The organism is uncultured Jatrophihabitans sp. (assembly GCF_964252635.1).
In the GTDB taxonomy this organism is placed as follows: Bacteria; Actinomycetota; Actinomycetes; order Mycobacteriales; family Jatrophihabitantaceae; genus Jatrophihabitans.
Window position 1 is genome coordinate 1 of sequence record NZ_CAXUNP010000037.1, and the last position, 18,024, is coordinate 18,024.

The 18,024-nt window shown below is 72.6% G+C and carries 14 protein-coding genes and 1 pseudogene; 4 read left to right on the forward strand and 11 right to left on the reverse strand.

The features are described from left to right. Positions 1–3 precede the first annotated feature (3 nt). The 7 genes and pseudogenes from ACFFCA_RS15050 to ACFFCA_RS15080 form a co-directional block, all read right to left on the reverse strand. A complete protein-coding gene (locus ACFFCA_RS15050; protein ID WP_375486191.1) occupies positions 4–3,330 on the reverse strand; it encodes a glucodextranase DOMON-like domain-containing protein in 3,327 nt (1,108 codons plus the stop codon). A 17-nt stretch (positions 3,331–3,347) separates the two neighbouring features. Further along, the gene (locus ACFFCA_RS15055) at positions 3,348–4,181 is read right to left on the reverse strand and encodes a putative protein N(5)-glutamine methyltransferase (protein ID WP_375486193.1); all 834 of its coding nucleotides are present in this window, start codon (positions 4,179–4,181) and stop codon (positions 3,348–3,350) included. A gap of 8 nt (positions 4,182–4,189) precedes the next feature. Then, on the reverse strand, positions 4,190–6,460 hold the full coding sequence (locus ACFFCA_RS15060) for a SpoIIE family protein phosphatase (RefSeq protein ID WP_375486195.1): 2,271 nt from the start codon (positions 6,458–6,460) through the stop codon (positions 4,190–4,192). Then, a complete protein-coding gene (locus tag ACFFCA_RS15065; RefSeq protein ID WP_375486197.1) occupies positions 6,457–7,068 on the reverse strand; it encodes a biliverdin-producing heme oxygenase in 612 nt (203 codons plus the stop codon). The genes ACFFCA_RS15060 and ACFFCA_RS15065 overlap by 4 nt, the downstream gene beginning before the upstream one ends. Positions 7,069–7,124: 56 nt before the next feature. Beyond that, positions 7,125–7,718, reverse strand: coding sequence for a TMEM165/GDT1 family protein (locus ACFFCA_RS15070; RefSeq protein WP_375486199.1), 594 nt, complete (start codon positions 7,716–7,718; stop codon positions 7,125–7,127). Between the two features lie 88 nt (positions 7,719–7,806). After that, positions 7,807–8,325, reverse strand: a complete 519-nt coding sequence (locus ACFFCA_RS15075; protein ID WP_375486261.1) for a neutral/alkaline non-lysosomal ceramidase C-terminal domain-containing protein — start codon at positions 8,323–8,325, stop codon at positions 7,807–7,809. Continuing rightward, a pseudogene (locus tag ACFFCA_RS15080) lies at positions 8,302–9,735 on the reverse strand (neutral/alkaline non-lysosomal ceramidase N-terminal domain-containing protein); the annotation flags it as partial. The gene ACFFCA_RS15075 and the pseudogene ACFFCA_RS15080, both read right to left, overlap by 24 nt. 69 nt (positions 9,736–9,804) lie before the next feature. Here ACFFCA_RS15080 and ACFFCA_RS15085 point away from each other — a divergent pair. From ACFFCA_RS15085 to ACFFCA_RS15095, 3 genes are read left to right on the forward strand one after another with little or no spacing between them, the layout of a single operon-like run. Continuing rightward, positions 9,805–11,040, forward strand: a complete 1,236-nt coding sequence (locus ACFFCA_RS15085) for an amino acid deaminase/aldolase (RefSeq protein ID WP_375486201.1) — start codon at positions 9,805–9,807, stop codon at positions 11,038–11,040. 29 nt (positions 11,041–11,069) lie between these two features. Continuing rightward, complete coding sequence (locus tag ACFFCA_RS15090) at positions 11,070–11,618, forward strand: GNAT family N-acetyltransferase (protein ID WP_375486203.1); 549 nt, start codon at positions 11,070–11,072, stop codon at positions 11,616–11,618. 16 nt (positions 11,619–11,634) lie between these two features. Beyond that, positions 11,635–12,537 (forward strand): NADP-dependent oxidoreductase, encoded by a 903-nt coding sequence (locus tag ACFFCA_RS15095; RefSeq protein ID WP_375486205.1) that lies wholly within the window; start codon positions 11,635–11,637, stop codon positions 12,535–12,537. Positions 12,538–12,570: 33 nt separating this feature from the next. Here the strand turns inward: ACFFCA_RS15095 and ACFFCA_RS15100 are convergent, their stop codons facing one another. Further along, positions 12,571–13,011, reverse strand: coding sequence for a nitroreductase family deazaflavin-dependent oxidoreductase (locus ACFFCA_RS15100; protein WP_375486207.1), 441 nt, complete (start codon positions 13,009–13,011; stop codon positions 12,571–12,573). 132 nt (positions 13,012–13,143) lie between these two features. On the opposite strand from ACFFCA_RS15100, the gene ACFFCA_RS15105 reads away from it, so the two are divergent. Continuing rightward, a complete protein-coding gene (locus ACFFCA_RS15105) occupies positions 13,144–14,610 on the forward strand; it encodes a YdiU family protein (protein ID WP_375486209.1) in 1,467 nt (488 codons plus the stop codon). A gap of 11 nt (positions 14,611–14,621) precedes the next feature. Here ACFFCA_RS15105 and ACFFCA_RS15110 read toward each other — a convergent pair whose 3' ends face one another. From ACFFCA_RS15110 to ACFFCA_RS15120, 3 genes are read right to left on the reverse strand one after another with little or no spacing between them, the layout of a single operon-like run. Beyond that, a complete protein-coding gene (locus ACFFCA_RS15110; RefSeq protein ID WP_375486211.1) occupies positions 14,622–15,149 on the reverse strand; it encodes a sarcosine oxidase subunit gamma in 528 nt (175 codons plus the stop codon). Next, on the reverse strand, positions 15,139–17,739 hold the full coding sequence (locus ACFFCA_RS15115) for a 2Fe-2S iron-sulfur cluster-binding protein (RefSeq protein WP_375486213.1): 2,601 nt from the start codon (positions 17,737–17,739) through the stop codon (positions 15,139–15,141). Before ACFFCA_RS15115 ends, ACFFCA_RS15110 begins: the two co-directional genes overlap by 11 nt. Beyond that, the gene (locus ACFFCA_RS15120) at positions 17,736–18,017 is read right to left on the reverse strand and encodes a sarcosine oxidase subunit delta (protein ID WP_375486215.1); all 282 of its coding nucleotides are present in this window, start codon (positions 18,015–18,017) and stop codon (positions 17,736–17,738) included. The genes ACFFCA_RS15115 and ACFFCA_RS15120 overlap by 4 nt, the downstream gene beginning before the upstream one ends. Positions 18,018–18,024 lie beyond the last annotated feature (7 nt).

Here is an 18,024-nt window from a genome sequence, read left to right on the forward strand (position 1 = left end):
GGATCAGGGGACGGGGACGCCCCGCAGCACGACCGACCCCTTGGTGGGATCGAGCTCGGTCGCCTGGCTGACGCCCGTCGGGGTGATCGTGTCCATCACCTTCGGCACCGTGTTCGGGTCGGACGAGCAGATCGCCGCGGTACCGCCGGCTGCGCAGACCCCGAAGTTGTACGGCTGCGGCGTCGGCGCGAAGGTCCGCGCCTGGTCCTGGCCACCCTGGCCGTCCTGCCCGGTGAGGGCCAGCGTGAACGTCCAGCCGCTGGTCGGGGTCCCGAACACCGACTGGGGCACGGAGATGGTGATCGTCTTGGAGGCCTGGGAGGCCACTACCGCGGCCGAGCCCACCTGCCCGCCGCTCGCGTCGACCCACACGGGTGCCGCGAAGCCCTGCACCTCGAGGCGCTGGGTCCACGCGTCGGCCGGCGCGATCGTGTAGTTGCGCGAGCTGGCCGTCGCCGCGGTCGACGTCGTGCCGGTGGGCTGATGGACGTAGACGTCGAGCAGCTGGGCGCCCAGCGAGCTGCCGAAGGTCGGGGTCAGGTCGCGCAGCGTCGTGCGCAGGTAGACGGTGCTGTCCTTCGTCACCACCTGGAAGCGGGTGATGTCGAAGGCCCCGTCGTGGAAGTCGCCGGCCGTCGGGTACTGGTACGTGCCTGGGCCGTGGTCGTCGCCCGTCGGGTCGGCGGTGTCGAGCACCGTCTTGCCGCCCACCAGGTCACCGACGACGCTGGTCTGCGCGTACCCGGTACCGGTCGACGTGGTGGCCGTGGCGGTGATGACGTCCGCGCCGAAGCCCACCGGCACCGACACCGAGTACGCCCCGGTGCTCGCGGCGGTGGTCGCCGCGAACGACGTCGTGCCGCCGGAGTCGGTGGCCGTGGAGCTGACCACGACGCGCGCGCCCGGCGCGGTCGTGCCGGTGACCGTCACCGTGCCCGACGCGCTCGCCCCGGAGGCAGGGGAGGTGATCGTGGTGGGCACGTTGGCAGGCGGCCCGTGCCGGACGTAGCGCTGCGTGGTGATGTCGGGGCGGTCCCCGATGCGGCCCCGTCCGAGGTCGCCGATCAGGCGCAGCTGCTGGGCCTGCGCCCAGGTCAGCGGGGACGCCGACCCGGCTGCGTGGCCGTCCTGGAAGCCGATGGACGCGGTGGTCGGGTCGCTGCCGTACGGGTCGGCCGCCACGTCGGCGTTCTCCCAGGCCTGCTCCGGCACGAGGCCCACGCCGGACGCGGAGCGCCGGATGAACGCGAGCTGCGAACGGGCCAGGCCGGTGTCGCCCAGCGCCAACGCCGACTCGGCCCGCTCACCCGACAGCACCGGCCACAGGTGCCCGCTGCCCGAGTCGGTCGTGGGCCAGGGCTGGCCCTCCTTCGGGCAGTCCGTCGGGTCGGCGACGTGGCAGTCGCCGTACCCGTCGACGCTGCCGTTCTTCGCGTCCTGCCCGTAGCGGTAGTAACCCGTGCCGCTCGGGGTCGTCTTGGCGAGCTGCTTGTCGAGCACGGCCAGGGAGTTGACGACGTCCGGGTCGGAGGCCGGCAGCTCGCCGAGCCGGACGAGTTCCTGGAAGCCGCCGTCGACGACCGAACGCTGGTCGGCGGTCACGCTGCCGTTGCCGAGGCCGTAGGTGGTGGCCGCGTTCGGGTCACCGTCCTTGGTCAGGCGCAGGAAGTACGGCTTGGGGCTGTACGGGCCGGTCGTGGTGACGGTCTGCGACTTGATCGTGCGCTGGAACTGGTCGGCGGTGGCCTGGTAGACGCGAGCTCTGGCGAGATCGTCGGTGTCGCCGAAACCCTTCGCGATGGTGGCGGCTGCGGTCAGCCCGGCGATCTCGGCGGCGATGGTGGACGGCGAGTAGCCCGACTGCTCCTCCCACCGCTCGTTGCCGAACGACGGGCCGTGCGCGACGAGGAAGTTCGCCGCCGGCACCACGTGGTCGCGGTACAGCGCGCGGTCGCGGGACAGTCCGGTCAGGTAGGTCATCAGGATGGGGTAGGCGGTCTCGTCGAGCTGGTCGCCGCCGGTGTCGGGTGCGACCTTGCCGTTGAGCAGCGAGTTGCGCGGCATCCGCCCGTCGGGCTGCTGCTGGCGCTCGAACAGGAAGCGGGTGGCGGCGCGTGCGCTGGCCACGTCGCCGTCGGCGAGGAAGCCGGTGACCCCCTCGTACAGGTCACGCGCGAAGACCTCGCGGTAGGACCCGAAGTACACGGGTTTGCCGCCCACCAGGTCTCCGGCGCTCACCGCCTGGCCCCAGGGGCTGGCCAGCGAGGCGACGAGGGCGCCGGGGAAGGTCTTGTCCTCGCTCGCCTTGAGGACGTTGGCGCTGAGGTAGTAGGACCGCAGGTCCGCGCGTGAGACGTGGCGCCCGGGCCGCCGCAGACCCGCGTCGTAGCGCGACCAGCCACGCAGGTACCGGGCCGCCGTGCGCCGGTAGGGATCGCGCAGCGACGCGGCCGCCGTCGAGCGGGCGCCGGACTGCGTGCGGCCGAACCCCAGCCCCAGCGTGATGTCCCGGCCGCCCCGCGGGGTCACGTCGGCAGTGGCGACGACGTGCCCGTCCGGCGCGTTCGCGTACGTCGGCGACAGCCGGTGCGTCGCGTCCAGCTGGGTCAGCCCGTCCGAGGCCGAGCCCGCGTAACCGACCGACGCCGAGCGCAGCGACGGCGAGTCCAGGGCCATGAAGGTGGGCACCGCGTAGTCGCGGTTGACGGCCTGGCTGACAACGCCGGTGTCGCCGACGACCGGAACGCCGCGGGCCACCGCGCCGGAGTCCGCGCCGCCGTTCGCGCTCCCGCCGCCGCCGTTGCCGTTGACGTGCGCGTCGAGCCGCACGTAGACGTTGAGGTGGGCCCGGGACCGCACCGACGTGTGCACGAGGACCGTGTCGCGCTCGGGGTCGGCCAGGTAACTGGTGGTCAGCCGGTAGCCGTGGGCCTTGCTGGTCGCGACGACCGTGCACTCCATGCCGGACGGGTCGGCGTGCACGGTGTAGGTGGTGTCGCGCTGCTGCAGGTCGGTGAAGGTGCGCCCGTCGGACACGACGTACTGCATCGACTGCACGTTCGTGTTGTCGATGGTCGGCTCGTAGACGTCGGACAGCACGCCGTCGGCCACGGTGAACCACACCTTGGAGCCGGTGCCGTGCGCGGTGCCGACGCAGTCCTTGCGGGCGAGGTCGAAGCGGGACAGCTGGCCGGGCCCACCCGGCGCCGCGGCCGGGGCCGCAGCGGCGGTCGTGGCCTGGGCCGTGGTCGGGACGGTCACCAGGCCGGCGACGGCGACCACCGCGGCGAACAGGGCGAGCGCGCGACGGCGCACGGGAACAACAGGCACGGGGGGCTCCTCGACGTCTACGGCGCGGCCCGCTGATTGTTCGCGCGCCGAACTTGCCAAGTCAATGGGTCAGGGTGTCTCGTCCCGAGCACCACGGTGGCGCCGAGCTCGTCGTTGCTCTCGACGCGTGACGCCAGCCCCGCGGCGGCCATCAGGGCGACCGCCGTGTCCTGCTGGCGGTCGCTCACCTCGATGTACAGCGTGCCGCCGGGCGCGAGCCAGCGCGGCGCACCGGCAACGACCCGGCGGTGGACGTCCAGGCCGTCCGGGCCACCGTCGAGGGCCGTGACGGGCTCGTGGTCACGGGCCTCGGCGGGCAGCAGCGGGAGCTCGCGGGCGGGCACGTACGGTGCGTTCGCGAGCAGCACGTCGACGCGGCCGTGCAGCACCCGCGGCAGCGGCTCGTACAGGTCACCCTCGTACAGCTCCGTACCTTTTGGTACGTTACGGCGCGCGTAAGCGAGCGCGACCGGTTCGAGCTCGGCGACGTGCAGTTCGGCCACCTGTTGCGGCGTGCGTTTCGTCAACGCGGCGAAGGCGGCGCCCAACGCGCCCACGCCCGCGCACAGGTCGAGCACGACCGGTGCCGGCGGGCTGATGCGGACGGCGGTGCGCACCAGGAACTCGGTCCGCCGTCGCGGTACGAAGGCCCCGGGAGCGACGGCGAGGCGCAGCCCGCAGAACGCGGCCCAACCCAGGACGTGTTCCAGCGGCGCCCCCGCGACGCGCTGCCGGACCAGGTGGTCGAGCTCGGCCTCGGTCGTCGCCGCGTCGAGCAGCAGCTCGGCCTCGTCCTCGGCCCACACGCACCCGCCGACCCGCAGGCGGTGGACCACGACGTCGCGGTCCACCGGGCGGGCTAACCCTCGCCGATGCGGTGCAGGGCGAGCACGGTGGTGTCGTCGGTGATGGTCGCCCGACCGACCGCAGTGAAGATCTCCCGGGCGGACGGACGGCTGTCGAGGCCGCCGATCAGAGCACCGACGCGGCTCAGGCTGTCGTCGATGTCCTCGTCCCGACGCTCGATGAGACCGTCGGAGTACAGGATCAGGCCGCCGCCCATCGGCACGTCGAACTCGCGGGAGCGGTACGTCGCTCCGCGGACGCCCAGCGGCGGGCTGATCGTCACGGGGGCGCCGACCGGCGCGTCGGACCCACCGGAGAGCAGGTACGGACGCGGGTGCCCGGCGATGACTCCCTCGGCCTGCCCCGTGGCCCGGTCGATGCGCGCGACCGCAAGGGTGGCGAAGGCGCCGGGCAGCGTGTCGATCGCGAAGGCGTTGAGCCGCTCGACGGCGTGCTCGAGAGCAGTGTCGTCGAGCAGGTAGGCGCGCAGGGCGTTGCGCAGCTGCGCCATCGTGCCGGCTGCTCCGATGCCGTGGCCGGCGACGTCGCCCAGGACCACGGCCAGCCGACCGTCGCGCAGGACGATCGCGTCGTACCAGTCGCCGCCGATGCGCCCGCCCGCGGCCGGCTCGTAGTGCGCGGTCAGCTGCCAGCCGTCGACCCTCGGCATGGGCGGCAGCAGGCTGCGCTGCAGCGTCTCGGCCAGGCGCGACTCGGTGCGCATGCGGGCGTACAGCGACTCGACGAGGTGATGGCGCAGATCGCCCACGACGGCGGACTCGCTGGGTGCCCAGGCCACCGAGCGGCCCTTGACGACCTCGCGCCAGCGCTCGAAGGACTTGCGCGGGCTGAGCCGGACGTGATCGCCCTCCTGCTCGGCGATGGCCTTGTTGTGCGGGTCGCCGCCCCAGTCGATCGAGTGGGCGTACTCGCCGCGCAGCCACAGGATGAACTGCCCGTCGGGCAGGTTGACGGCCATCAGGCCGCTCACCTCGGACGGGTCGACCTCGACGTCGATCGCGCTGTGGATGACCGAGTCGGTCGCCACGACGTCGTCGCCGACCCCGCGTGCCCACGACGCGAGCGTGCGCACGACGGCGTCCGGCGGCACGCGGCCGGCCGACCGGGTCTCACCCTGCACGAAAGCCACGACGCCGTCGGCGGGAACGAGGTCCAGCAGGTCTGGGGCACCGAACAGACCCTCGAGCAGCGGCACGGACTCGTCGACGGTGGTGGCCGTCAGCTTGGCCAGAACCGCCTGCCCGGCCAGCCGCAGCCGCAACTCGTCGTCCTCGGCCTGGTCGACCAGGCGCAGCGACAGCGCGGACCCGAGGAACTCGGCCGCCGCCCGCACGCCGTACGGCGGGGTATGGGTGGACGAGTAGTGGTGACAGGCGATGAGGCCCCACAGCTTGCCGTCGCGAAGCAGCGAGATCGACATCGAGGCGCGCACGCCCATGTTCTGCAGGTACTCGACGTGGATCGGCGAGACGCTGCGCAGCGTCGAGTGGGTGAGGTCCTGCGGACGGTCGGTCGGCGGGACGATCGGGGCGGGCGTGTAGTTGACGTCCGAGATCAGCCGGATCCAGTTCTTCTCGTACAGCGCCCGGGCCTGCGGCGGGATGTCCGAGGCCGGGTAGTGCTGGCCGAGGAAGGAATTCAGGTCGTCACGCTTGGCCTCGGCCACGACCTCGCCGTTGTACTCGTGGTCGTAGCGGTAGACCATGACGCGGTCGAACCCGGTCAGCCCGCGGATCGAGGCGGCCGTGATGTCGTAGAGCTCCTGCAGGGACGCCGCGCGGTTGAGGTCGCCGACGGCGCTGCGCGCGGCCTGGTAGGTGTTCGGGAACGAGATCGGGCGTGGCCCCTCGGCCGGCTCGAACTCGACCAGCAGCTCACCCTCGCCGCGGTACAGGATCGCGTCGAAGAGGATCGAGCGGCCGCGGACCTCGATCTCGACCTCGACGGGGTTGCGTTCGCGCAGGTCGCCGAAGGCGGACGTGACCCGTCCGAGTCGGGTGCCCACCCGCTCGCCGAAGGCCTCGCCGATGGTGTGACCGACCACGTCGTCGAGCTGACGGTCGAGCAGGTCGGCCACGTTGGACGACACCTGGCGCACCGTGAGCGACGGTTCGCTGACGACCAGCAGCACGCCCCGCGGCTGCACGCTGCCGGGGATGTGGATGGGTTCGCGCGCGCAGTTGTCGAGGTCGATCGGCGTGCCCACCGGCACGAAGACCGGCGGCTCGTCACCCCTCGGCACACCGCCCAACCCCGTGCTCATGCCACGGCCTCGCGAGCCAGCGGAGCAGTCCAGGCCTCGAGCGCGCCGAACGCCGCGACGCCCGCGTTGACGACCCGCTCGGTGCGCAGCTCGTCACCGCCCGCCCAGCTCTCGAGCCGGTCCTGGAACTGCTTCCACATCGGGCCGGGCCCCTCGTCGTACGGGGCGAAGAACTCGAGGTGCAGATCGGGGTGACGCCGGCGCAGCGCGCGGGTGATGACCGCGCCGCCGAGGGTGGAACCTTCGGCGACGTACAGCCAACCGAGGACGGCGGCGGTGTCGGCGACCTCGACGAACGGCGGCGCGGCGACCTCGGTGCTGCCGCCGAGCACCTCGACGTCGCGGGCCAGCCGGTGAGCACGCCGCCGGCGCGACCAACGCAGCGACGCCGACTCGTCGAGATGCTGGGCGGCCCAGCTGTCGATCACCGGTTCGGTGCCGGCCCAGAACGCGTGCAGGGAGGTCAGGACGTCACGCAGACGCGCCGGATCGAGCGCGTGGTCCGCCAGGTCCAGACGGGCTTCCACGCACTCGTGGGTGGCTGCAGTTCGCTCCTTGAGCAACCGCGCGACCGTCGTCAGCCCTGCCTCCTCGTCCGGTTCGTTCACCGAGAGTGACAGCGTAACCGGACGAGATCGAAAAGGATGCGTCTTGCTCGCCCTCGTCAGCCGGTGACGGCGGTGACCAGGCTGTAAGCGGCCAAACCGACCATCACGATCGCCGCGAACCGGACAATCCAGGCGATGGGCAGTACGCGCAGCAACGACTTGCCGCCCCAGATCGCCACGAGCGCCACCGCCCACAACGCCAGCACCGCGCCCACCCCGACCGACACGGGGTCGGCGTACTTGGCGGCGAGGTTGGCCGTCAGGATCTGCGTGAGGTCGCCGAACTCGGCAACCATGATGACGCCGAAGCCGACGCTCGCGATCTTCCAGAACCCTGCCCCCTCGGGCACGTCCTTCGCGTCGTCCTCCTCGTCGTCGCCGCCGGACGCCTCGCGCCACAGCAGGACGGCGCCGAGCAGGAACAGCACACCGACGACGGCCTCGACGGGCCGGCGTGGCAGCAGGGCGATCAGCGACCCGGCGGCGACGGCGATGACGACGTGGACCACGAACGCGGCGGCGATGCCGCTGAACACCCAGCGGGCGGGGTACTTGGTGGCGAGAACGAGGGTCGCGACAGCGGTCTTGTCGGGCAGTTCGGCGACGAAGATCAGGCCGAACACCGTGGCCGCCACGGCGACATCGAACACGACAGCGGCTCCGTTCGGGGGCGGCGTGGGCGCCAGACACGACGGCCGGCCCGGGAGGGTCCCGTTCGGAAGAGACTTTACTGTCGTGTCAGTCGACCGCGAACTCGCGGGTGAGGCCGTCGAAGGCGCGCAGGGCGCCGCCCCGTTCGCGTGCCGTACCGAGATGCCGCAACCGGTACCAGCCGGGTCGCACGTCACCCGGCACGTCCCACGTGATCGTCACCCGCGAGCCGTGGCGGCCGACGCGCTGCCACCGCACCCGCGTGCTCCAGTCGCCGTCGTCGGCCACCGTCACCCAGCCGTCCGCCTCGTTGCGCTGCACCTCGAGGAACGTGTCGCCCCGACGTACGTCGTTGGCCAGGTGCGCACCGACGAAGACCGCGGTGACCGTCTCGCCGGGGGCGTAGCGCGTCCGGGGCTCGATGACGACGCGGCCGTAGTCACCCGCGATCGGTTCGTCGTGCGCGGGCCGGCGTCGCCACCGCGCGGGCCGCCGGGACGCATCGCGGGGCGCCGGACCGGCAGGGGCCGGCACGCCGTCGACCATCGCGCGGGCGAGACCCACCGCGGTCTGGGTGAAGGCGCCGAGTTCCCAGCGCCCGAACATCGTGCTTCCGGCCTCGTAGCGCTGGCCGTCGTACTCCTCGGGCGTGGTGACGTAGTGGATGTAGGCGTTGACGTAGCCCGCGACGAGCACGTCGCCCACCTCGGCGCCGACCACCTCGGCCACCGCGCGGCGCAGACGCAGGCCCGCGACGATGGTCACCTCGCCCGGGATGCCGATCAGGTAGAGCCGACCGATGCGCACGAGGTGGACCGGCACCCGCTCGGCGACCATCGGGTGCACCTTGTTGACCCACTAGGCGGGCAGCACCACGGCCTTCGGGGCGTGCGCCTCGCGCAGCCGGCTCGAGGCGCGGAACCAGACCCCTCGGGACACCGCGTTCCACACCGGGTTGGCGGTGCCCTGGCGGAACCCGGCGAAGCCCGGCCCCTCGTCGGTGCCGGCGAACTGTGCCGCCGCGGCGACGACAGGTCCGGTGCGGTGCGCCCGCCCGTCGCCGGTGAACTCCGCCGCCACCTCGACGTCACCGAGGTCGACGTAGGTCATGCGCGTGTCGATGAGCGCCTCGAGCGGGTCGGCATCCTCGCAGACCAACGCGGCCGCCGCCTCGTACTGTCGCAGGCCGATGAGCCGGGTGTTCTCGACCTCGTCCTCGGTGGGACCACTGCCCGGCGCCAGGTTCAGGTTCGGCGACATGTCACCGGCGTTGGTCTGGGCGAACGCGGTGACGATGCCGGGGTCGGCGTCGGCGCGGTAGTCGACGCCGGCGACCAGCCGTTCCCAGTGGTACGCGGCGTAACCCTTGTTGTCCGAGCTGATCAGGTCGTTGGTGTTGGTCATGCTCGTGCCGTGGGTGGCGAACCAGTTGATCAACCCGACGAGCACGCCGCCGCGTTCGACGCGCAGCACCGTGGTGAGCGGGTCGACGGCGTCCGGGAAGTGCGCCCGGTCCGCGGGTGGATCGAGGTCGAAGGAGCTGCGCGAGCGGTTGGTGCTGGCGCCGTGCAACTCGCCCTGGGTAAGCCGCAGCTCGGCCGGAGCCACGTCGTCGTGCGCGCGGGTGATCGCCGCCATCGTCCCGTCGACGACGGCCGCGAACGTGACGGGCCGGAACCCGCCCGTGTTCGAGTTGTAGGTGGCGTGGTGCGAGTAACCGCCCGGGCCGCAGTGCGTGTGCGTGGCCGCGAGCAGCAGGTTGTCCTCGCCGTAGAGGTCGCCGTACCGCGCGGCCAGTCGACGCAGCACTTCCCGGGTGACGCTGTCCATCGGCAGCGGCATCTCGTTGACGACGAGCAGCAGCCGGACGTCCCCCGCCACCAGGACGAAGGCGCGTGAGCGCAGCCGCAGGTGGATACCGGCGGTCTGCTGGTCGGCCTTGCCGTACCCGAGCATCCCGCACTCGGCGGCCTCGCCGGTGATGTCGGCGACGCCTCGTCCGGCCAGGAAGGTCATGCAGACTGCCTACTAAAGCCGGGTGGCCTTGTCGATCCGAAGCTCCCGCACCTGCACTACGGTCGTGGCGTGCCCGCCACCATTCCCCTGGACGAGGTGCAACCGGCCCGGTCGAACGACTTCGCCGCACTCACACGCGCCACGGCCGACCTCGACCCGCCGTACGCGGTCGTCGACCTGCCCGCCCTGCGGCGGAACGCTCTGGACCTCGTGCGGCGCGCCAGCGGGACGCCCATCCGATTGGCGTCGAAGTCGGTACGCAGCCGGGCGTTGACGACGTCGGTGCTGGCCCTGCCCGGCTACCAGGGCGTGCTCGCCCTGACTCTCGCCGAGGCGTTGTGGCTGGCGTCGGGCGACGACGGCGTCGAGGACGTGGTCGTGGCGTACCCGACCGCCGACCGCGGTTCGCTGCGCCGCCTCGCAACGGACGAACTGCTCGCCGCACGGGTGACGTTGATGATCGACTCGACCGAGCACCTGGACTTCCTGACCGATGTCGTCGGCAGGACCGGGCCACCCCTGCGCCTCTGCCTGGATCTCGACGCGTCGTTGCGGCTGGCCGGTGGCCGCGTGCACCTGGGCGCGCGGCGTTCGCCGTTGCACAGCCCCGCCGACGCCGCGGCGCTGGCGCGCGAGGTCGTCCGTCGCCCGCGGTTCCGGCTCACCGGCCTCATGTCCTACGAGGCGCAGATCGCCGGCGTCGGCGACGACCCGGCGGCGTCGCCGGTGCGCAAGGCCGCCATCCGGGGCATGCAGCGCGCCTCGATCCCCGAGCTACGGACCCGCCGTGCCGAGGTGGTCGCCGCGGTCCGCGAGGTCGCACCACTGGAGTTCGTCAACGGTGGCGGCACCGGCTCGCTCGAGACCACGTCGGCCGAGCCGGCCGTGACCGAGGTCGCGGCGGGCTCCGGGCTGTACGGGCCGGCGCTGTTCGACACCTACCGGCACTTCCAGCCCGTTCCGGCCGCGTTCTTCGCCCTCTCCGTGGTGCGACGCCCGTCGCCCACGATCGCCACGGTCGGCGGTGGCGGTTGGGTCGCGTCCGGGACGCCCGGCTTCGACCGGCTGCCCGTCCCCGTCTGGCCGGCCGGCCTGCACCTCACCGCCACCGAGGGCGCGGGCGAGGCGCAGACCCCGCTGTTCGGCGACGGTGCGGCCGGCCTGCGCGTCGGTGACCGCGTGTGGTTCCGGCACACCAAGGCGGGCGAGCTCTGCGAGCACGTCGACGAGCTGCATCTCGTGGACGGCGACCGCGTCGTAGCCACCGTACCGACGTACCGCGGCGACGGCCATGCGTTCCTCTGACCCTGCATCGGCCTGACTAGGGTCGAGGCGTGTCGACCGCTCCGGACCTCGAGCCGCTGACCTTCCGTGCCGCCACGGCGGACGACGTCGCCGACGTCCTCGCCCTCGTACGCCTCGCCTACCGGGGTCCGGAGTCACGTCGGGGCTGGACGAGCGAGGCCGAGCTGCTCGACGACGAGCGCATCGACACCGCCGGCGTGCTCGCCAAGATCACCGCCCCGTCCGGGCTGGTGCTGCTGGCCGCCGCGCCCGCCGACCCGCTCGTGGCCTGCTGCGAACTCGTGCAGCGCTCGGCGTCGGTTGCGTACTTCGGCATGTTCGCCGTCCGGCCCGCCGCGCAGTCCGCCGGTCTCGGTCGGGTCGTGCTGGCCGAGGCCGAGCGTCACGCGCGCACGACCTTCGGCGTCTCGACGATGGAGATGACGGTGATCGGGCAGCGGGTCCCGCTCATCGAGTGGTACCTGCGACGGGGTTACGTCCTCACCGGCGAGCACCGGCCGTTCCCCTACGACGAGCTGGTCAACGGCCGCGCACTGCGCGACGACCTCTATTTCGAAGTCCTCAGCAAGACCTTGTGACCGTAGGGAGTCTGTCGTGCAGGCCGTGCAGTTCAGCCGCTTCGGCGGCCCCGAGGTCCTGGAGATCGTCGACCTGCCCGATCCGCACGCGGGCCCGGGCGAGATCCGCATCCGGGTCCGGGCCGCAGGAGTCAACGCCAGCGACTGGCTGAAACGCCAGGGCCTCATGGACCCGGACCTCCCGCAGACCCTCGGTTACGAGGCGGCGGGCATCGTCGACGAGGTCGGCGACGGCGTCCCGGCCGTGTCCGCGGGCGACCACGTCTTCGGGGCCTCGATGTACGGAGCGGCCCAGGCCGAGCTCGCCGTGCTCTCGTACTGGGCCGCGGTCCCCGAAGGTCTCGCCTGGGCCGAGGCGGCGGCCATCCCCGCCGCGGCCGAGACCGCGGCGCGCGCACTCGACCAGCTCGAGGTGCAGGCCGGTGACACCGTGCTGATCAACGGGGCCTCCGGCAGCGTCGGCAGCGCCGCGGTGCAGCTGGCCCGCGAGCGCGGCGCACGCGTCATCGGCACGGCCAGCCCCGCGACGCACGACATGCTGCGCACGCTCGGCGCCGAACCGGTCGCCTACGGCGACGGGATGCTGGCGCGCATCCGCGACGTCGCGCCGTCGGGCATCGACCGGGCCCTGGACGTCGCGGGCAACGGCGTCCTGCCGGAGTTCGTGACGTTGACCGGGGCGACGGCGCGGGTGCTCACCGTGGCCGACTTCGCCGGCGCGCAGCAGACCGGCGTCCGGTTCAGCCGCGGCGACACGGGCCGGGCCACGTACGCGCTCGCCCAGGTCGCGGGGCTGGCTGCGCAGGGCCGGTTCTCCGTCCCCGTCGGCCGCACCTTCCCGCTCGCGGACGTCGCCGAGGCCCATCGGGTCGGCGAGGCCGGCACCGTCCGCGGCAAGCTGGTGCTGCTCGTCGGGTGAACCGAGGATGCCGAACGCGGAACGCGGAAAGTCTCAGACGGGTTCGGCGACGAACACCGGGATCAACCGGTCGGTCTTCTCCTGGTAGTCGGCGTAGTCCGGGTAGGCCTCGACCGACCGGTTCCACCACTGCGTGCGCTCGTCGCCGTCGACGAGGCGGACGTGGTAGTCGTGCGGCTCGGGTCCGTCCTGGATCTCGACCGTCGGGTTGTCGCGAAGGCTGAAGAACCACTCGGGGTGTTCCGGCGCCCCGCCCTTGGACGCGACGAGCGCGTAGTTCCCGCCGTCCTCGACGCGCATCAACGCGATCTTGCGGATCTTTCCGGACTTGCGACCGAGGTAGGTGACGACGACGACCGGCAGTCCGCGGTCGAGCAGCGTGTTGGCCTGCGTTCCGCCGGACTTCTCGTAGGTCTCGACCTGCTCCCGTACCCAGTCGTTCGGGCTGGGCTCGTACTCACCTGTCAGCGGCATCGCGTCCTACCTTCGTCTCGTCCTCGACCTCGACCCGGCCTGCGCCGGGCCTCGTCCGACCCTACGTGCATGCAGTCGGGGGTCGGCGACGTCACCCGCTGCGTCAGTGCGTCCGTGCGTACCGTTGCTCCTGTGACCGGTTCGGCGACGTCCACCCTGCACCTGGGCGACCGGTTCGCCCGCGACCTGCCCGAGCTCGCGCTCCCGTGGCAGGCGGAGGACGCCACCGACCCGAACCTGCTCGTACTGAACGAGGCGCTGGCCACCGAGCTCGGCCTCGACCCGGACTGGCTGCGCAGTCCCGACGGGGTGCGGCTGCTCGTCGGTGCCGCCCTGCCCGAGGGCGCCGCCCCGGTCGCGCAGGCCTACGCCGGCCATCAGTTCGGCAACTACAGCCCGCGGCTCGGGGACGGGCGGGCCCTGCTGCTCGGTGAGTTCGTCGACCCGGCGGGCCACCTGCACGACCTGCACCTGAAGGGCTCCGGGCGCACCCCGTTCGCCCGTGGCGGCGACGGACTGGCCGCGGTCGGGCCGATGCTGCGCGAGTACGTCATCAGCGAGGCGATGCACGCCCTCGGCATCCCCACCACCCGCGCCCTGGCCGTCACGGCGACCGGCGAGCACGTGTTCCGGGAGACCGTCCTGCCCGGAGCCGTCCTGGCCCGCGTGGCGAGCAGCCACCTGCGCGTCGGCACCTTCTCCTACGCACGGGCGACGGGCGACCTCGAGCTGCTGCGACGGCTCGCCGACCACGCGATCGTCCGCCACCACCCCGAGGCGGCGTCCGCCGAGCGTCCCCACCTCGCGCTGCTCGAGGCCGTCGTTTCGGCCCAGGCCGAGCTGGTCGCCCGCTGGATGCTGGTCGGGTTCGTCCATGGGGTCATGAACACCGACAACGTGACCATCTCCGGCGAGACCATCGACTACGGGCCGTGTGCGTTCATGGAGGTATACGACCCGGCCACCGTCTTCAGCTCGATCGACGCGGGCGGGCGGTACGCCTACGGCAACCAGCCGGGCATCGCGCAGTGGAACCTGGTCCGCCTCGCCGAGGCGCTGCTGCCCCTGCTCGGCGCCGACCAGCCACAGGCGGTGGCCGTGGCGCAGGAAGCGCTGAGCGGGTTCGTGGGTCATTACAACCGGGCCTGGACGGCCGGCGTCCGCGCCAAGCTCGGGCTGGCCGACGAGGTCCCCGTCGAGGTCGTCACCGCCGTGGCCGACGACCTGCTGACCTTGCTGCACGAGGGCCACGTGGACTGGACGTCGTTCTTCCGCGCGCTGGGCACGGCCGCCCGGGGCGACGTCGAACCGGCCCGCAGTTCGGTGCTCGACCTCACCGGGATCGACGGGTGGACGCGCCGCTGGCGCGCGCTGGGCCCGGACGCCGACGCGATGGACCGCGTGAACCCGGTCTACGTCCCACGCAACCACCTGGTCGAGCAGGCGCTGTCCGCGGCGAGCGACGCCGTCGACCTCGGGCCGTTGCGGCAGCTGCTGGTCGCCGTCCGTGACCCGTACACCGCACGACCGGGTCTCGAGCGCTTCGCCGAGCCCGCCCCGACCGAGTTCGGCGCCTACCGCACCTTCTGCGGCACCTGAGGGTCTGCCGGTCAGTCGAGGTCGGTGCTCGCGTCCTCGAGCCAGCGGGCGAGGTAGGACGCGAACGACGAGCGGACGAGCAGCAGGATCGCCTCCGGCTCGACCAGGACGATCACCCCCGTCTGCGCGAGCAGGGTCGACACGCACGTTCCCACCGGTGCGACCGACGGGTCGAGGTCGATGGCGCACCCGCGCGCGAGCACGTCGCGCGCCCGGGGGCCGGTGAGTTCGACCGCCGTGCGCTGCCCCGAGACGTCGGTGACCACGCCGAACTCGCGCAACGTCGTGGTCCGCGACCCAAGGTCGGCCGTCGGGGTGAGGACCAGCCACTCGTCCGGGCCGAGGCGCAGCACCTGCTCGACCTGGCGCCGCTGGCTGGCGTGCGAACCCTCCGCGCCGAGCACGAGCCGCCGCAGGTCGCGCGGCGTGCGCACGCTCAGCTGCCCGAGCAGCGGACGCTCGCGCGCCGCCACGCCGTCGGCGTGCAGCTGCCAGTCCGCGAGTGGGCTGCGTGCGACCAGGTCCAGGTCAACCGTCACGGCGGGCGTTCTCCTTGTCGAACAGCACCGGTTCGGTGACCGTCACCGGGGTCAGCACGTCCTGCGACCAGGCGTACAGGCGCTCACCGATCCGTTCACGGCCCGACCGGACGAGGGCGAGGGCGAACGTGGACCCGAGGGCGACGCTGTCGTAGCTGGAGCTGACGTGTCCGAGCATCGGCACCGGTATCGCGGTGACGTCCGCGTCGGCGATCACCTGCGCGCCCTCGTCGATGGACACGGTCGGGTCGAGCGGTAGCAGCCCGACGAGGTGCTTGCGGTCCGGACGCAGGTTCTCGGGTCTGCCGAAGGACCGCTTGCCGACGAAGTCCGGCTTCTTCTTCGACACCGCCCACGCCAGCCCCAGGTCGTGCGGCGTCACCGTGCCGTCGGTGTCCTGGCCGATGATCGGGTACCCCTTCTCGGCCCGCAGCACGTGCATCGCGTCGGTGCCGTAGGGCGTGATGCCGTACGGGGCGCCGGCCGCGACGACCGCCTCCCACAGGGCGAGCCCGTACCAGGACAGCACGTTCAGCTCGAAGGCCAGTTCGCCGCTGAAGCTGATGCGAGCCACCCGCACCGGCACGCCGCCGATCGTGGTGTCCTGCCAGCTCATGAACGGGAACCCCTCGGCGGTGACGTCGAGATCCGGTGCCAGCGCCCCCACCACGGCCCGCGACTGCGGGCCGACCACGGCGATCGTGGCCCAGTGCTCGGTGACCGATGTCAGCGAGACGGACAGCGTGGGCCACTCGGTCTGGGCGAGGTCCTCCATCCAGTCCAGTACCGCCGCCGCGTTGCCGGTGGTCGTCGTCAGCACGTACTCGGTCTCACCGGTGCGCATCACGGTGCCGTCGTCGAACACCATGCCGTCGAAGCCGCACATGACGCCGTACCGGCAGCGCCCGACCTTCAGGGTGCTCATCATGTTCGTGTAGACGCGGTCGAGGAATTCACCGGCGTCGGCACCCTGCACGTTGATCTTGCCCAACGTCGAGGCGTCCATCATGCCGACCGTCGCACGCGCGGCACGCGTCTCGCGCAGCACCGCGGCGTGCGCGTCCTCACCCGGTTGCGGGTAGTACTGCGGACGCTGCCACTGCCCGACGTTCTCGAAGGCGGCGCCGGCATCCACGTGCCACGCGTGCATCGCCGTCGTGCGCACCGGGTCGAACAGGTCACCCCGGTCGCGGCCGGCCAGCGCCGCGAAGGCCACGGGCGCGAAGGGCGGCCGGAAGGTGGTGTGGCCCAGCTGGGTGACGTCGAGCTGCAGCGCCTCGGCGGTGATGCCGGCAGCGAGCAGGCCCGAGGTGCGGCCCTGGTCGTGGGCCGTGCCGATGGTGGTGTAGCGCTTGACGTGCTCGACGGAACGCAGGCCCGCCCCGGTGGCGCGCAGCACGTCGCCGACGGTGGCGTCGCGCTGCAGGTCGACGAAGCGGCTGTCCGGGCCGTCCGGATCCGGCAGGGGCACCGACCACACCGCCGCGCCGCCGGTCGGCAGCCCGTCGCCGTTCGCCGCGCCGACGACGCGCACGCCCGGCACCGTGGTCGCGGGCCGCAGAGCAAGGAGGTCCGCGTCCCACGCCAGGGCACCGCGGGCCTGGCTGTACAGCTGCGCGGCCGGGCTCCAGCCGCCGGACACCAGCAGCGCGTCGCACACGAGCTGCTCACCGCTGCTCAGCCGGACGCCGGTCACCCGTTCGGTGCCCAGCGCCTCGCTGACCAGGACGCCGTCGCGTGCGTCGACCACGCGGACGTGCGCGCCCGCCGCACGCAGGTCGTCGACCACATCGACGGTTCCGTCGTGGGCGGTGAACACGACGACCCGGTCGCCCACCAGCACGCCGAACCGATGGAGATAGGTGCGGGCGGCGCCGGCGAGCAGGACGCCGGGCAGGTCGTTGTTCGCGAACGCGATCGGCCGCTCCTGCGCACCGGTGGCCACGGCGACCTCGCGCGCGCGGATGCGCCACACCCGCTGGCGGGTCGCGGCGGTCTCCGGCCTCTTCTCCACGGCCAGGACGAGGTTGTCGTCGTACCAGCCGAAGGCCGTCGTGCGGGTGAGCACCCGGACGGCGGTGAGATCGGGCAGGTCGGGGCCCGCGGCCGTGCCGAGGGTCGCGCCGCCGAGCTCGGGCTGGTCGTCGACGAGCAGGACGCGACGACCACCCTCCGCGGCCTCGCGGGCGGCGGCGGTGCCGGCCGGTCCACCGCCGACGACGAGCACGTCGCAGTGCGCGTGCACCGAGTCGTAGCGGGCGGGGTCCTCGACGTCGGCCAGCGCACCGCGACCGGGCAGCCCGCGGGCGACGACGCCGTCGACGAGTTCGACCGTGGTCGCGGTGAGCATCGGTTCGGGGAACGGGGTGTCGACCTGCACGAGAGCACTGGCCTCGTCGCTGCCCGCGGCCATGACGCCGCGCGGGCGCCCGAGCGCGACACTCGTCGCGATGCGCGTGACGTCGTTCGCCAGCAGCGCCGACGCCAACGTGTCGCCGTGGAAGCCCTGGTACCGCACACCGTCGAAATCGAAGGCGATCTCGGCGGCACGATCGACCCGCCCGTACCCGTCGACCCGCCGCATGCTCATGCGCGCAGCTCCGGACGCGGCTCGCCGATGCGGTAGACGGCGAGGAACTGGTGGGTGGCGGTGTCGCGGACCGCGTTGAACCAGCGGCGGCAGCCAGCGCTGTGCATCCAGCGCTCGGCGAACGGCCCACGGGGGTTGTCGCGGAAGAACAGGTACTGCGCCCAGTCCTCGTCGCTGAGGGCTGCGGGGTCCTCGGGGTAGGCCACGTGGGCCTGCCCGCCGTAGTGGTACTCGGCCTCCTCGCGCGGGCCGCAGTACGGACACTCGATCAGCTGCACGGCGTCC